General features: G+C 72.6%; 11 protein-coding genes. 6 read left to right on the forward strand and 5 right to left on the reverse strand.

Annotated elements, in window-relative coordinates:
* Window positions 1–178: 178 nt before the first annotated feature.
* On the reverse strand, window positions 179–1924 hold the full coding sequence (gene leuA / locus AB0D28_RS13130) for a 2-isopropylmalate synthase (RefSeq protein ID WP_357385337.1): 1746 nt from the start codon (window positions 1922–1924) through the stop codon (window positions 179–181).
* Between the two features lie 238 nt (window positions 1925–2162).
* Complete coding sequence (locus tag AB0D28_RS13135) at window positions 2163–3437, reverse strand: MFS transporter (protein ID WP_357385339.1); 1275 nt, start codon at window positions 3435–3437, stop codon at window positions 2163–2165.
* 71 nt (window positions 3438–3508) lie between these two features.
* On the opposite strand from AB0D28_RS13135, the gene AB0D28_RS13140 reads away from it, so the two are divergent.
* A complete protein-coding gene (locus tag AB0D28_RS13140; RefSeq protein WP_357385341.1) occupies window positions 3509–4495 on the forward strand; it encodes a DUF5937 family protein in 987 nt (328 codons plus the stop codon).
* Window positions 4496–4505: 10 nt separating this feature from the next.
* On the opposite strand, the gene AB0D28_RS13145 is transcribed toward AB0D28_RS13140, so the two are convergent.
* Window positions 4506–5270 carry a hypothetical protein gene (locus AB0D28_RS13145; protein WP_357385343.1) on the reverse strand — a complete coding sequence of 255 codons (765 nt, stop codon included), beginning with the start codon at window positions 5268–5270 and terminating at the stop codon, window positions 4506–4508.
* Window positions 5271–5507: 237 nt separating this feature from the next.
* Here AB0D28_RS13145 and AB0D28_RS13150 point away from each other — a divergent pair, with 237 nt between their 5' ends.
* Together AB0D28_RS13150 and AB0D28_RS13155 are read left to right on the forward strand one after the other, a co-directional pair.
* A complete protein-coding gene (locus AB0D28_RS13150; RefSeq protein WP_357385345.1) occupies window positions 5508–6773 on the forward strand; it encodes an aspartate kinase in 1266 nt (421 codons plus the stop codon).
* Window positions 6774–6779: 6 nt separating this feature from the next.
* Complete coding sequence (locus tag AB0D28_RS13155) at window positions 6780–7841, forward strand: aspartate-semialdehyde dehydrogenase (RefSeq protein ID WP_357385347.1); 1062 nt, start codon at window positions 6780–6782, stop codon at window positions 7839–7841.
* Between the two features lie 37 nt (window positions 7842–7878).
* On the opposite strand, the gene AB0D28_RS13160 is transcribed toward AB0D28_RS13155, so the two are convergent.
* Window positions 7879–9336 carry a diguanylate cyclase gene (locus AB0D28_RS13160; protein WP_357385349.1) on the reverse strand — a complete coding sequence of 486 codons (1458 nt, stop codon included), beginning with the start codon at window positions 9334–9336 and terminating at the stop codon, window positions 7879–7881.
* 179 nt (window positions 9337–9515) lie between these two features.
* Between AB0D28_RS13160 and AB0D28_RS13165 the strand changes: the two genes are divergently transcribed.
* The 3 genes from AB0D28_RS13165 (at window position 9516) to AB0D28_RS13175 (ending at window position 13138) form a co-directional block, all read left to right on the forward strand.
* Window positions 9516–10295: a phosphodiesterase gene (locus AB0D28_RS13165; protein ID WP_357385351.1), complete on the forward strand. Its 780-nt coding sequence runs from the start codon at window positions 9516–9518 to the stop codon at window positions 10293–10295.
* Between the two features lie 5 nt (window positions 10296–10300).
* Window positions 10301–11080, forward strand: coding sequence for a histone deacetylase (locus tag AB0D28_RS13170; protein ID WP_357385353.1), 780 nt, complete (start codon window positions 10301–10303; stop codon window positions 11078–11080).
* Between the two features lie 315 nt (window positions 11081–11395).
* Window positions 11396–13138: a bifunctional metallophosphatase/5'-nucleotidase gene (locus AB0D28_RS13175; protein WP_357385355.1), complete on the forward strand. Its 1743-nt coding sequence runs from the start codon at window positions 11396–11398 to the stop codon at window positions 13136–13138.
* Window positions 13139–13233: 95 nt separating this feature from the next.
* Here AB0D28_RS13175 and AB0D28_RS13180 read toward each other — a convergent pair whose 3' ends face one another.
* On the reverse strand, window positions 13234–14523 hold the full coding sequence (locus AB0D28_RS13180) for an MFS transporter (protein WP_357385357.1): 1290 nt from the start codon (window positions 14521–14523) through the stop codon (window positions 13234–13236).
* Between the last annotated feature and the right edge of the window lie 48 nt (window positions 14524–14571).

The raw sequence follows: 14571 nt of genomic DNA on the forward strand, positions 1-14571 counted from the left end.
TGGCGCTCACCCGCCGACTACGAACGACCAGAGACCCGCGCCCTGGAGGCCCAGGCCGCATAACGGAGCCCTCCACGATTCCAGGGGATTGACAGGCCATTCGGGCGCGGGCGTTAAGAAGGGCCCCCTCCTATGCAGAATGCGTTAAGAAGGGGCCCTTCCTTACACCTCAAGCACCTCAGGCGCGGGTGCGGTTCACCGCGCTCGTGACCGCCTTGATCGAGGCGGTGACGATGTTGGCGTCCACTCCGACGCCCCATACCGTGCGGCCGTCCACCTCGCACTCCACGTACGCGGCGGCCTGCGCGTCCCCACCGGAGGACAGCGCGTGCTCGTGGTAGTCGAGCACCCGTACCGCCACGCCCAGGGACTGCAACGCGTTGACGTACGCGTCGATCGGGCCGTTGCCGACGGCGGTGAGCGCGCGGGTCTCGCCGCCGAAGCCGACGCGGGCGTCGATCTCGACCTTGCCGTCGACGGTGCCGATCGTGTAGTCGGCCAGCTTCACGGCCGGGTCGACCTGGTGGTCGACCAGGTAGTTGCGGGCGAAGATGTCCCACATCGCGCCCGGCTCGACCTCGCCGCCGTCGTGGTCGGTGACGTGCTGCACCACGCCGGAGAACTCGATCTGGAGGCGGCGAGGCAGGTCGAGCTGGTGCTCGGTCTTCATGATGTACGCGACGCCGCCCTTGCCGGACTGCGAGTTGACCCGGATGACCGCCTCGTACGTGCGGCCCAGGTCCTTCGGGTCGATCGGCAGGTAGGGCACGGCCCAGGTGAAGTCGTCCACCGGCACCCCGGCCGCCGCCGCGTCGGCGTTCAGCGCGGCGAAGCCCTTGTTGATCGCGTCCTGGTGGGAGCCGGAGAACGCGGTGTAGACCAGGTCGCCCGCGTACGGGTGGCGCTCGTGCACCGGCAGCTGGTTGCAGTACTCGACGGCGCGCTTGATCTCGTCGATGTTCGAGAAGTCGATCATCGGGTCGATGCCCTGGGAGAACAGGTTCAGGCCCAGCGTCACCAGGTCGACGTTGCCGGTGCGCTCACCGTTGCCGAACAGGCAGCCCTCGATCCGGTCGGCGCCGGCCAGCAGGCCCAGCTCGGCGGCGGCCACGCCGGTGCCCCGGTCGTTGTGCGGGTGCAGGCTCAGCACCAGGCTGTCCCGCCGGGGCAGGCGCCGGTGCATCCACTCGATCGAGTCGGCGTAGACGTTCGGCATCGCCATCTCGACGGTGGCCGGCAGGTTGATGATCAGCTTGCGGTCCGGGGTCGGGTCGATCACGTCGATGACCGCCGAGCAGACCTCCAGCGCGTACTCCAGCTCGGTGCCCGTGTACGACTCCGGCGAGTACTCGTAGTGGATGTCGGTGTCCGGGGTGTGGATCTCCGCGTACTTCTGGCACAGCCGCGCGCCCTGGGTGGCGATGTCGGTGATGCCGTCGCGGTCCAGCCCGAAGACCACCCGGCGCTGCAGCGTCGAGGTGGAGTTGTAGAAGTGCACGATGGCCCGGCGGGCGCCGCGCAGGGACTCGAAGGTGCGCTCGATCAGGTGCTCCCGGCACTGCGTCAGCACCTGGATGGTGACGTCCTCGGGGATCAGATCCTGCTCGATCAGCTGCCGTACGAAGTCGTAGTCGGTCTGGCTCGCCGACGGGAAGCCGACCTCGATCTCCTTGTAGCCCATCTGCACCAGGAGCTGGAACATCCGCCGCTTACGCTCGGGCGACATCGGGTCGATCAGGGCCTGGTTGCCGTCGCGGAGGTCGACCGCGCACCAGCGGGGCGCGGCCTCGACGCGGCGGGTGGGCCAGGAGCGGTCCGGCAGGTCGACGCCGAACTCCCTGTCGTACGGGACGTAGCGGTGGACCGGCATCCGGCTGGGGCGCTGGCGGGCGAACGGATCGGTGGCGGTGACAGGTTGAGCCATCTCGGAGTGCTCCCTGGAACATGTGGCGTCAGCAGATCGGAAAGGTGTCGGCGGGATGCCGGGCGACGGTGCGCGGCGGTGCCGAGGAGAAGATCGGATGTGCTGGACGGCGCGTAGCGACTCCGCGACGAGGTGCCGGCCGGTCAGGCCTCGTCGCGGCAGCCAAGGAGAAGGTACGCGCGCCACATGACAAGGTCACCCTACGTGGTGGGACGGGTCGTGGGAAGGCTGGTCCGGACTATGGGATCAGAGTCACGGAGCCGGTGGACCTCGGCACGCCCGGTAGCCGGGGGGTCCGCTCCGCCCGGGTCACCGCCGGCACGATCACCAGCCCGACCAGGACGAACAGCGTCGCCGCCGGATACCAGCCCCAGCCGCCGGTGCTCACGCCGAGCGCGGTCAGCCCGGCCGGAGCGACCAGGAACTGCACCTGCGAGCCGAGCCCGAAAGCGCCGACGTACGCGCCGCGCCGGTCGGCGGGCGGCAGCGTGGCGGTGAGTCCCCAGGCGCCCGCCGCCTCGGTCAGCTCCGCCAGGATGAGCAGCATCGCGGCGGCCACCAGCGCCGCCACGGTGAGCCAGCCCCGGGTGACGCCGGAGACCGGCAGGACCACGCAGAACAGGGCGATCAGCAGCGCGCCCCGGCGGGACGCCCGGGCCGCGCCCGGCGCGGTGTCCGCGCCCCGGCTGGCCCGCACCTGGAGCAGCACGATCAGCACGGTGTTGAGCAGGACCAGCGCCGCGATGATCGTCTTCGGCGCGTCGGTACGGGTGAGGATCCACAGCGGCAGCACCGTCAGGTAGAGCGTCTGGTGCGCGGTGAGCAGCCCGGACAGCAGCGCGACGGTCATGAACGGCCGGTCCCGCAGCACCGCGAGCCGGCTCGTCGGCTCCGCCGGGCGGGTCACCTCCGGCAGTCGCGGCAGCCGGTGCACGAAGACGGCTGTCACCAGGAAGACCACGGCGATGAACCAGACCATCCCGCGGTACGCCCAGATCGTGTCGACGGCCAGCACCAGGCCGCTGATCAGCGCGCCGAGGCCGAAGCCGACGTTCATCGAGGAGCGCTGGTAGGCCAGCGCGGTGACCCGTTCCTCCGGCCGCAGCACATTGATCGAGTAGACCTGGCGGGCGCTGCCGAGAGCGGTGCCGGCCACGCCCAGCGCGATCACCACGGCGAGGAACCCGGCAAAGCCGCCGACGAGCGGGTACGCCGCGAAGAGAGCCGCGTCGAGCAGCAGGCAGACGATCCACACCCGCTGCGGGCCGTACCGGTCGGTGAGCCCGCCGAGCGGGACGCTGCCGAGCAGGGACACCCCGGCGGCGAGCGACAGGCCGAGTCCCACCTGGGCCGGGCCGAGTCCCAGCGCCCGGGTGAAGAACACCGCGCTGCCGGCCTTGAACAGGCCGTTGCCGACGGCGTAGACCATGGCCTGTACGGCCAGGGCGCGGGTCAGCCCGGCCGGCGGTACGACGTCGCGGACGGCGGTGCGGATGCTCTCTCGTGCCCCCATGGCCGGTGAGCAGATCGCGCCCCCCACGCATCGGTCGAGCCTTTTAGGCTGGACCGAATCCGGGGGTGCGCATGTCCGAGTTGCGGTTCACTCCGGCCGATGTAGCCGGCGTGCGGTTCGGCGTGTCGCCGGCCAACGAGACGGTCATGAGCATGTGGGCGCTCGCCGACCCGGCCCGCTACCCGGTGCACCTGCGGTGGATCGACAGCGCCCGGACGACGTTGCGCCGCCCGGAGGTGGCCGAGCGGGTCCGTCCGCTCGTCGAGTTGACCCGGCCGCGGCGCTGGCTGCCCGACTTCCTCACCCCGGCGGCCCGGCCCGGGGCGGAGATGGACGGCCAGCTCGACCAGATCGCGTCGACGCCGCCCGACGTGGTGGTCCGGGACCTGCTGGCCACCACCCCGAGGCGGCCGCTGAACCCGTTCGGGCGGGCGTTGCTCGCCGATCCGGCCGGGCTGCTGCCGCAGCTCGTCGAGGCGGTACGGGTCTGGCACGAGGAGGCGATCGCCGCCGACTGGCCGCGGATGCGGGCACTGCTCGACGCCGACGTCGCGTACCGGGCGGCCCAGCTGGCCGAGGGCGGCGCCGGGCAGCTGTTCGAGCGGATCCATCCCAGCCTGCGGTGGCTCGGTGACCGCGTGGTCAGCGACGACCCGTTCGAGCGGGACTTCGACCTGCGCGGGCGGGGCCTGGCGCTGAACCCGAGCGTGTTCACCGACCGGCGGGTGCTGTGGAACCTGCTGGAGGATTCGCTCCCCGCCGGGGCGTACCCGGTGCGGGCGGTCGGGACGCTGTGGGAACGCGGACCCGTACCGGCCGGCGACGCGCTGGCCCGGGTGGTCGGCGGCGGCCGTGCCGCGTTGCTGCGCCTGCTCGACGCGGCGACGACCACCACGGACCTCGCCCGGCTCACCGGGCTGTCCGCCGGGAACGTCTCCCAGCACCTCTCCGCGCTGCACGCCGCCGGTCTCGTCACCCGGCACCGGGCCGGGCGGCACGTGCTCTACCGCAACACCGAGGTCGGTGCCGCGTTGCTCCGCGCGGCCCGGGGCGGCTGAGCGGGACGGGTCACGGCGTGCCCGGGCTCGGGGCGTCCCGGCCCACCGGCTCGCCCTCGGTCACCGCGCCGGCCAGCTCGACGGTGCCCGGCGCGGCGCCCGGCTCGCCGGTCAGCGTCAGGGTGCCGAACCCGGCCCGTACCGCCGCCGGGGTGCCGTCCGCCCGGAAGCAGTAGGTGCCCACGTCCAGCGGCGCGTTCAGCGACGCCGAGGTGCTGTCGACCGTGTAGCACGGGCCGTCGGTGCCGGGCAGCGACTCGGCGGGGGAGACCGCGAGCGGCGCACGCCTGTCGGTGAGCACCTCCAGCCAGTCGGTGAACGGGTGCTGCACGCGGGGGTCGAGCCGGCGCGGCACCGCGTCGTCGGCGTCGCCGAGGCGGACGCAGGTCGCCGCCCGGGCCCAGCCGGCCGAGGGCAGCGCGCACTGGAACAGCCCGTCGGAGGTGGCGGCCAGCGAGACGTCCACGGTGCCGGCGTGCCCCCAGCCGGGCACGTCGACCCGCCAGCTCCCGTCGTTCGCGCTGGTGACCGATACCGTGCGGGGCGTGCCCTCGGCGGGCGTGAAGGCGTACGTGGCGGTGAGGTGCCGGTCCTGCGCGGCGGCGGCCAGCCCGGCCAGTTCCTCGCGGGCGGCGTCGACCTGCACCGGGACCGGGTCGGCGGTGCCGGTGGGCGCCGCCTCGGGGTGGGCGCCGCCGCAGGCGGCCAGCAATGCCGGCAGGGTGAGCGCGAGCACGCCGGTCAGCCGGCGGGCCGCACGTCGATGAGCGTGCACCGGGTCATTCTGCGTCGTGAGGGCGGTCGCGGTCAGCCCACCGTACGGCTGTACCGCTTGGCGTGTCGCGTAGTCCCCGGCTCGTGAGCCGCCCCACGCCCGGGCCGGATGGTGGGATCACCCGGCCCGGCGTCGCGGCCCGCCCGATAGGCTGAGGCGGTCTGACACGCGCCGCCGGACCGAGAAACCCGGCGGCGTCGGCACGCTCAGGGTCGTCGCTGGGAGGGAGTGCACGTCGTGGCACTCGTGGTGCAGAAGTACGGCGGGTCCTCCGTCGCCAACGCCGAGCGGATCAAGCGGGTGGCCGAGCGCATCGTGGCCGCGCGCAAGGCCGGCGACGACGTGGTGGTGGTGGTGTCCGCCATGGGCGACACCACCGACGAGCTGCTCGACCTGGCCAACCAGGTCAGCCCGCTGCCGCCGGGCCGCGAGCTGGACATGCTGCTCACCGCCGGGGAGCGGATCTCCATGGCGCTGCTCGCCATGGCCATCCACAACCTGGGGTACGAGGCCCGTTCGTTCACCGGTTCGCAGGCGGGCGTGATCACGACCTCGGTGCACGGCCGGGCCCGGATCATCGACGTGACCCCGGGGCGCCTCAAGGGCGCGCTGGACGAGGGCGCGGTGGTCATCGTGGCCGGCTTCCAGGGCGTCTCGCAGGACACCAAGGACGTGACCACGCTCGGCCGGGGCGGCTCGGACACCACAGCCGTCGCGCTCGCCGCCGCGCTGGAGGCGGACGTCTGCGAGATCTACACCGACGTGGACGGCATCTTCTCGGCCGACCCGCGGATCGTGCCGAACGCCCGGCACATCAAGCAGATCACCTACGAGGAGATGCTGGAACTGGCGGCCTGCGGCGCGAAGGTGCTGCATCTGCGCAGCGTCGAGTACGCGCGGCGCGCGGGCTTGCCGATCCACGTCCGTTCGTCATACTCGACAAACACCGGCACGATGGTCACCGGATCGATGGAGGACCTTCCCGTGGAACAGGCACTGATCACCGGGGTCGCCCACGACCGCAGCGAGGCGAAGATCACGATCGTCGGCGTGCCCGACGAGCCGGGCGCCGCGGCGTCGATCTTCGACACCGTGGCTGGCGCGGAGATCAACATCGACATGATCGTGCAGAACGTGTCCACCGAGGGCACCGGCCGCACGGACATCTCGTTCACGCTGCCCAAGGCCGACGGCCCGACCGCGATGACCGCGCTCAGCAAGATCCAGGAGACGGTCAAGTTCAAGGGCCTGCTCTACGACGACCACGTCGGCAAGGTCTCGCTGATCGGCGCGGGCATGCGCTCGCACCCGGGTGTGGCGGCCGGCTTCTTCGCCGCCCTCGGCGCGGCCGGCGTGAACATCGAGATGATCTCCACCTCGGAGATCCGGGTCTCCGTGGTCTGCCGGGACACCGACCTGGACAAGGCGGTCCGCGCCATCCACGACGCCTTCGAGCTGGGTGGTGACACCGAAGCCGTCGTCTACGCCGGCACCGGGCGGTAACGCGCCGTGGCGTCGCTGCCCACCCTCGCCGTGGTCGGGGCGACAGGTGCCGTCGGTACGGTGATGTGCCAGATCCTCTCCTCCCGGCGCAACGTGTGGGGCGAGATCCGGCTGCTCGCCTCGGAGCGGTCGGCCGGCCGGCGCGTGCAGTGCCGGGGCGAGGAGCTGACCGTCCAGGCGCTCACCGCCGACGCGCTCGACGGCGTCGACGTGGCGATGTTCGACGTACCGGACGAGGTCTCCGCGCAGTGGGCCCCGGTCGCCGTCGCGCGCGGCGCTGTCGTGGTGGACAACTCCGGCGCGTTCCGGATGGACCGCGACGTGCCGCTCGTGGTGCCCGAGATCAACCCTGAGCAGGTACGCAACCGGCCCAAGGGCATCATCGCCAACGCCAACTGCACCACGCTGGCGATGATCGTGGCGGTCGCGCCACTGCACCGCGAGTACGGCCTGCGCGAGCTGGTGCTCGCGTCGTACCAGGCGGTCTCCGGGGCGGGTCAGGCCGGCGTGGACGCGCTGCACCTCCAGCTCGGCAAGATCGCCGGGGATCGGGTGCTCGGTTCCCGCGCCGGTGACGTGCGCCAGGCGGTGGGCGACGAGCTGGGTCCGTTCCCGGCGCCGCTGGCGCTCAACGTCGTGCCGTGGGCGGGGTCGCTGGCCGACGGCGGCTGGTCCTCCGAGGAGATGAAGCTGCGCAACGAGTCGCGCAAGATCCTCGGACTGCCCGACCTCAAGGTCTCCGCCACCTGCGTACGGGTGCCGGTGGTGACCGGTCACTCGGTCGCCGTGCACGCGGTCTTCGCCACCGAGGTGGCCGCCGAGGGCGCCCGTGAGGTGCTGCGCAACGCGCCCGGCGTGATCCTGGTCGACGACCCGGCGGCCGGGGAGTTCCCGATGCCGATCGACGCGGTCGGCACCGACCCGTCGTGGGTGGGCCGGATCCGCCGCGCGGTCGACGACCCCCGCGCCCTGGACCTCTTCGTCACGGGCGACAACCTCCGCAAGGGCGCCGCCCTCAACACGGCCCAGATAGCCGAACTCCTCGCCAAGGACCTGACCCGCCCCTGAGCGGTGTCCGCTCGCCGCGCCCGGTGTCTATGCGTTGTCAGGCGGCGGAGAGGTGGACGCCGTCTCGGCCGTGGCGTTTGACCGCGTAGAGGGCCTGGTCGGCTCGGTGCAGGGTGCGTTCCGGGGACTCGCCGGGTCGGGGCAGGGCCACGCCGACGCTGATCGTCCGGCCGGTACGGCGGGCCGCCTCGGTGAGCCGTTCGGCGATCCGGACGGCCTCCTCCGGGCGGCTCACCTCGATCACCGCCACGAACTCGTCGCCGCCGGTCCGGTACAACTCGTCGCCCTGGCGCAGCGCGCCCTCCAGCGCCCGGGCCAGCCCCACCAGCAGCCGGTCGCCGGCCTGGTGGCCGTACGTGTCGTTGACGTCCTTGAACCCGTCCACGTCGATCGCCAGCAGCGCGGTACGCCCCGGCGTGGCGGTGGCGATCCGCTTCCCGAACGGGCCGGTGTGCCGCAGCCCGGTGAGCGGGTCGGAGCTGGCCTGCTCGCGGAGCCGGGCGAGCGTACGCAACCGGTCCAGGCAGGTCCACGCCTGTCCGGCGAGCAGCTCGATCAGGTTGACAGTGGTCGGGTCGGGACGCAGGCGCTGCTCGTCGGCGACCAGCAGCACGCCACCGGCGGCCGGTGTGCCGACCGGCACCGCCACCAGCGTGCGCGCTCCGGCCCGGGTCAGCGGCAGGTACTCCTCGGTGGGCGGGTGGCCCGCCTCGCCCAGCGTGTACGCCGAGCCGTACCGGTGGGCCCGGTCGATCATGCGATCGAGCGCGGCCGGTCCGGCCTCGTCCAGCTCGGCCCGGATCCTTGCCTCCAACTCGCCGGGTGTGCCGGTGGGCGCACCGAGGCGCGGGCCCTGCCGCCCGGTGAGCACCAGCACCGCGGCGGAGAGCGCCGACACGTCCCGGGCCGCGGCGAGCGCGGCGGTCATCAGGTCCCAGTCGGTCGGCGCTGCGGTGAACGCGGCGGCGTGCCGGAGCAGCTTCTCGCTGCGGCTCTCGGCCGGTGGCCCGCCCAGCGCGGCGATCCGCCCGCCGAGGCGGTCGGCCACCAGCTCGGCGGCCTCCCGCCACGCCGTGAGCACGACCGGCTCGCTCCACTGGAGGTCGAGCACCCCGATCGGACGGCCGTCCGGGTCGCGTACCGGCACGCAGAGTTCGGCGGTGACGTCCGGGCGGACCTCGAGGTAGTCGGGGTCGGCGCCGACGTCGGGCACGGCGGCGGTGAGGCCGGAGGCGTATACCCGCCGCACCACCGACGGTTCGGGCCGGTGGCGACCCGGCGGGGTGCCGTCGGCGGTGGCCGGTACGTGCGAGAAGACCTGCCAGGCGCCGGTGGCGGCGACGCAGCGCAACCGGTCGTGGACGCGGAGCAGGACGGTGGCGGTCGCCGGGGTGTGCCGGGCGAGCGCGGCGACGGTCCACTGGCACGCCTCCGGGACGGTTGACGCCGTGGGGAGGCGCACCGTGACGTCGCGGAGAACTCGCTCGTGATCCACGTCGTTCCTGCTCGGAGGGGGGTCGGGTCGCGATCAAGGGTACTCAGCGCGACCGCCGCCGACCTTCGTACACATGTGCTATCCACAGGCTGTGGATGCAGCCTGTGGGCGGAATCGGGCCTGCGCGAGGAGGGCGTACGGCGATAGCGTGAGGGCCCGGGCACCCGAGGAGGCCGCCGATGCTCATCGCCCAGCTCAGCGACCCGCATGTGACCACCGGCCCGCTCGCGGCCGATCCGGCGTCCGGGCTGCACCGGGCGCTCGGCGCGGTGCTCGCCCTGCGCCCGCGGCCCGACTGCGTGGTGATCACCGGTGACCTGACCGCCAACGGGCGCCCCGACGAATACCTCGCGCTGCGCGAGATCGTCGGCGCGTTCCCGCTGCCGGTGCACCTGGCGACGGGCAACCACGACGACCGCGAGTCGCTGCTCGACACGTTCGGCGGCACCCCCTACCTGGCCGGTGGCTTCTCGGCGCACTACCACGTCGACCTGCCGGACGCGACGCTCGTGGTGCTCGACTCGCTCACCCCGGGCGGCACCGGCGGCCGGCTCGGCGAAGAGCAGCTCGCCTGGCTGGACGGGGTGCTCGCCGGGCGTACCGACGTGCCCGCCGTCGTGTGCCTGCACCATCCGCCGGTCGCGGTGGGCGTACCCGGCATGGACGCCGTCGGGCTCGCCGACGCCGAAGGGCTCGCCGCCGTGGTCGGCCGGCACCCCCATGTCGTACGCGTCACCGCGGGGCACCTGCACCGCCAGGTGACCAGCGCGTTCGCCGGTACGGTGCTGACCGTCGCGCCGAGCACCTGGATCCAGGTGAGCCTGGCCATGACCGACGAGGAGGTGCTCGGCTTCGTCGCCGAGCCGACCGCCTTCCTGCTCCACCTGATCGCCGACGGCGGCTGCGTGACGCACACCGTCCAGGTCAGCCACGCCGCCGGGCGCACCTGCTGGTTCTGACGCCGATGCTCTGGTATGTCGCGTACGGGTCCAATCTGCACGCCGCACGGCTCGACTGGTATCTGCGTGGCGGGTGTCCACCCGGCGGGCTGCGCACGTACCCCGGCTGCCGGGACCGCCGGCCACCGCGCCGGACGGTCCCGGTGCTGATCCCCGGCGGCGTCTACTTCGCCGGGGAGTCGCGGGCCTGGACCGGCGGCATGGCGTTCTACGACCCGCTGCTGCCCGGCCGGGCGGCAGCGCGCGGCTACCTGGTGACCGTCGAGCAGTTCGCGGACATCGCCGCGCAGGAGATGTACCGGCCGCTCGGCGCCGACCTGGCCGGGATCCGCGTGGCGGTCGAGACCGGCCGGGCGAGGCTCGGGCCGGGCCGCTACGAGACGCTGCTGCGCGTCGGTGTCCACGAGGGCCTGCCGATGCTCACGTTCACCGCGCCGCACCGGGCGGTGGAGGTGCCCTGGACCCGGCCCGCACCGGTCTACCTCGGCCTGCTGGCGCGCGGGCTGCGCGAGGCGCACGGATGGGACGCCGCGCGCACCGTCGGCTACCTGGCGGGCCGGCCGGGGGTCGCCGGGCGGTGGACCCGGTCCGCGTTGCGCGCGCTCGTCGGCGCCGCCTACAGCGGACCGCCGGACCGGCCCTCCGGGGCGTCAGTCGAGTTCGGACAGTTTGCTCGATATGCCGGGCCGTCGAAGATGAACGACCGTTCGGTCGGCGATGGGTGTCCGGCAGGAGGTGATTCGGGCGAAGACGGTTGCCAGCGCAAGGAATTCCGCGTGACATGAGCGTCGGCGCCGGCTCCCTGTCCCTGGGAGCCGGCGCCTTCGACGACGGCCGGCGCCGACAGCGTGCGCCGCGCGGAATTTCATCTGACCGTCATGTCCGACTCGTCCGGCAGACCGGTACCCGCCGTCCGAGACAGCGACGATTCCTGATGCCGCCCCGTTCGACCTGGCGGCTGGTGGATGAGAAGCTACCCCGGCGGGGTGGCGTTCCCCCGAGTACCGCTCTCCGCGATCGACACCTGTCACGGCACGGATAAGGGTCGCCGGGCGAACCATCGTCCGGACGCCACATACCTGCATCTCACGAGGAGTTCCATGTCCGTCACCGGGATGCGACGCCGGGCCGCCGTCGGCCTGGCCGCACTCGCCGCGACCGCGTTCACCGCGGTCGCCGTCACCCCCGACCAGGCCGAGGCCCGCCCGAAGCCGGTCGACGTCCAGTTGCTCGCGCTCAACGACTTCCACGGCAACCTGGAGCCGCCGAGCGGGTCCAGCGGCACCATCGACGGTCAGCCGGCCGGTGGTGCGGAATACCTGGCCAGCCACCTGAAGTCGATGCGCGCCGCCGCGAAGCAGCAGGGCAAGGGCACCGTCACCGTCGCCGCCGGTGACCTGATCGGCGCCTCGCCGCTGCTGTCCGCCGCGTTCCACGACGAGCCCACCATCGAGGAGATGAACCTCGCCGGGCTGGAGTTCGCGAGCGTCGGCAACCACGAGTTCGACGAGGGCGCGGCCGAGCTGCTGCGCATGCAGCGCGGTGGCTGCCACCCGGTCGACGGCTGCGCCGACGGCACGCCGTTCGGCGGCGCCAAGTTCACGTACCTCTCGGCGAACGCGTTCAAGACCTCCACCGGCCTGCCGCTGATGCAGCCGTTCGGCATCAAGATCGTCAAGGGTGTCCCGATCGGTTTCATCGGGATGACCCTGGAGGGCACCCCGAACATCGTCAGCCAGCAGGGCGTCGCCGGCCTGCGGTTCACCGACGAGGCCGACACCGCCAACAAGTACGCCAAGATCCTGCGCCTGCTCGGGGTCAAGAGCATCGTCGTGCTGCTGCACGAGGGTGGTGTGCAGAACGGCGGCGGCATCAACGACTGCACCGGGTTCAGCGGCCCGATCGTCGACATCGCCAACCGGATGGACCCGTCGATCGACGTGATCGTCAGCGGGCACACTCACGCCGCGTACAACTGCAACATCAACGGCAAGCTGGTCACCAGCGCCAGCTCGTTCGGCCGCCTGGTCACCCAGATCGACCTGAAGATCGACCCACGTACCCGCGACGTGGTGAGCGCGTCCGCGAACAACGTGGTGGTCACCCGGGACGTGAAGCCGGACCAGCCCTCGACCGACCTGATCAACAGGTACAAGGCCGCGCTCGGCCCGGTGGCCGACCGGGTGGTCGGCGAGACCACCGCCGCGATCACCAAGACCCAGGAGAACCTGTACCAGACCGGGGTCGACGTCAACGGCAAGCCGACGTACCAGACCGGTGAGTCGCCGCTGGGCAACCTGATCGCCGACGCCCAGCTCGCCGCCACCGACACCGAGCAGAACGCGGTCGCCGCGTTCATGAACCCCGGTGGCGTACGCGCCGACCTCGACGCCGGCCCGGTCACCTACGCCGAGGCGTTCACCGTGCAGCCGTTCGCGAACAACCTGGTGACGCTCGACCTGACCGGCGCGCAGCTCTACTGCATGCTGGAGCAGCAGTTCACAGTGGCGCGTGTGCTCTACGCGTCCTCGACCGTCAACTACGTCGTGGACGTCAACGGCACCACCGCGCCGGCCGGCACGCCGTGCGCGGGCACCCGGGTGGTCCGGGGCAGCCTGACCATCAACGGCGCCCCGGTGGCGGACACCGCCACCTACCGGGTCACCGTGAACAACTTCCTCGCCGGTGGCGGCGACGGCTTCAGCGTCCTGACCGGCGGCACCAACGCGGTGACCGGCCAGATCGACCTGGACGCCTTCACCGCGTACCTGACCGAGAAGTCGCCGGTCTCCCCGCCGGCGCTGGACCGGATCCGCACGACCACCGAGGTCGCGGCCGGCTGACGGCCGACCGCACCGCCGACGGGCCCCAGAGCGTTCGCTCCGGGGCCCGTTCGCGTGTCAGGCTGCGCGCTTCGTCGCAGGCCGCCGGCTTCGTGTCAGGTCGCCCGCGCGGGCTCGGGCTCCGGCGTCGCGGCGGCCGTCGGACGGCCGTCCTGCGCGGCGGTGAGCAGCGGACGCAGCGACAGCGCGAGCAGCGAGGCGGCCAGGCAGCCGCCCACCACCACCGCCACCCAGACCCGCCCGTCGGCCGCACCGATCAGCGGGCCGGCGGTGACCGGACCGACCACGCCGCTGATCCCGAAGATCATCGAACTCATGGCGTTGTACCGGCCGCGCAACTCGTCCGTGGCCAGCGCGTTCGTGAGCGCCGGCATGACCGGCGACAGCATCGTCTCGCCGAACCCGAAGATCGCCGAGCAGGCCACCACGCCGAGCGCCGCGAGCACCGCGTTGCCGCCGCCCACCACGCCCGCCGCGCCGAGCACCAGCCACGCGCCGGCGAAGACCGCGCCGACTGTGGCGAGTGCCCGGGTGCGGCTGCGTCCCTCCAGCCGCCGGATCACCAGCAACTGCGAGAGCACGATCATGACGGTGTTCGCGGCGAGCGCCCACGCCACCACCCGGGGCGTCACCTCCACCACCCGGACCGAGTACGCCGCGAAGCCCACCTCGATCTGCGCGTACCCGCAGGTGGTGAGCACCAGGCCGAAGAGGACCAGGCGGCGGAACGGCCGGTCCCGCAGCACCGTCAGGTAGCCGCCGGTGCTCCGGCCGGCGGACTTCGCATCCGCGGCCACCGCCGGCCGGCGCCCGACCCGCGGCAGGCTCAGCAGGATCAGCGCCGGGATCAGGTAGCTCACCGCGTCCAGCAGGTAGATCACCTCGAAGGTGAACGGACGGGCCACGTCGACCACCGCGCCGGAGATCAGACCGCCCGTGCCGATACCGAGGTTGAGCAGCGCGAAGTTGAGCCCGAAGACGCGTTGCCGCTCGCCGTCGTCGGTCAGCGACGCCAGGATCGTGTTCTGCCCGGCCCAGATCGCCGAGCTGCCCACGGCGACAAGCGTCATCACGCCGAACGCCGACGCGGTCGAGTCGACGAGCGCCAGCGAGCCGGTGCCGATCGCCTCGATCACCAGGCAGGGCAGCACCACCCGGCGTGCACCGAACCGGTCGATGAACGTGCCGGCCAGCGGCGAGAGCGCCAGCGTGACAGCGCCGAACCAGCCGATCACCAGACCGGCCCGGGTGTCGGTCAGGCCGCGTACGTCGGTGAGGTAGATGAACAGGAACGGCAGGGTGAGGCCGCGCCCGACGGCGGAGAAGAGCGTGCCGAGCAGGATCCGGCGGGCTTCGGGACGGGCGGGCAGGGCGCGGCGCAGCATGGCAGGGATTCTGTTCGGCGGGTACGACGACCGCGACCCGTTTACTCC

Source organism: Micromonospora sp. NPDC048169 (assembly GCF_040652815.1).
Lineage (GTDB): Bacteria > Actinomycetota > Actinomycetes > Mycobacteriales > Micromonosporaceae > Micromonospora.

Coding starts and splice junctions, on each gene's coding strand:
- AB0D28_RS13165 (WP_357385351.1), top strand. CDS start 9,516: ATGCTCATCGCCCAGCTCAGCGACCCGCATGTGACCACCGGCCCGCTC.
- AB0D28_RS13140 (WP_357385341.1), top strand. CDS start 3,509: ATGTCCGAGTTGCGGTTCACTCCGGCCGATGTAGCCGGCGTGCGGTTC.
- AB0D28_RS13170 (WP_357385353.1), top strand. CDS start 10,301: ATGCTCTGGTATGTCGCGTACGGGTCCAATCTGCACGCCGCACGGCTC.
- AB0D28_RS13180 (WP_357385357.1), bottom strand. CDS start 14,523: ATGCTGCGCCGCGCCCTGCCCGCCCGTCCCGAAGCCCGCCGGATCCTG.
- AB0D28_RS13135 (WP_357385339.1), bottom strand. CDS start 3,437: ATGGGGGCACGAGAGAGCATCCGCACCGCCGTCCGCGACGTCGTACCG.
- leuA (WP_357385337.1), bottom strand. CDS start 1,924: ATGGCTCAACCTGTCACCGCCACCGATCCGTTCGCCCGCCAGCGCCCC.
- AB0D28_RS13175 (WP_357385355.1), top strand. CDS start 11,396: ATGTCCGTCACCGGGATGCGACGCCGGGCCGCCGTCGGCCTGGCCGCA.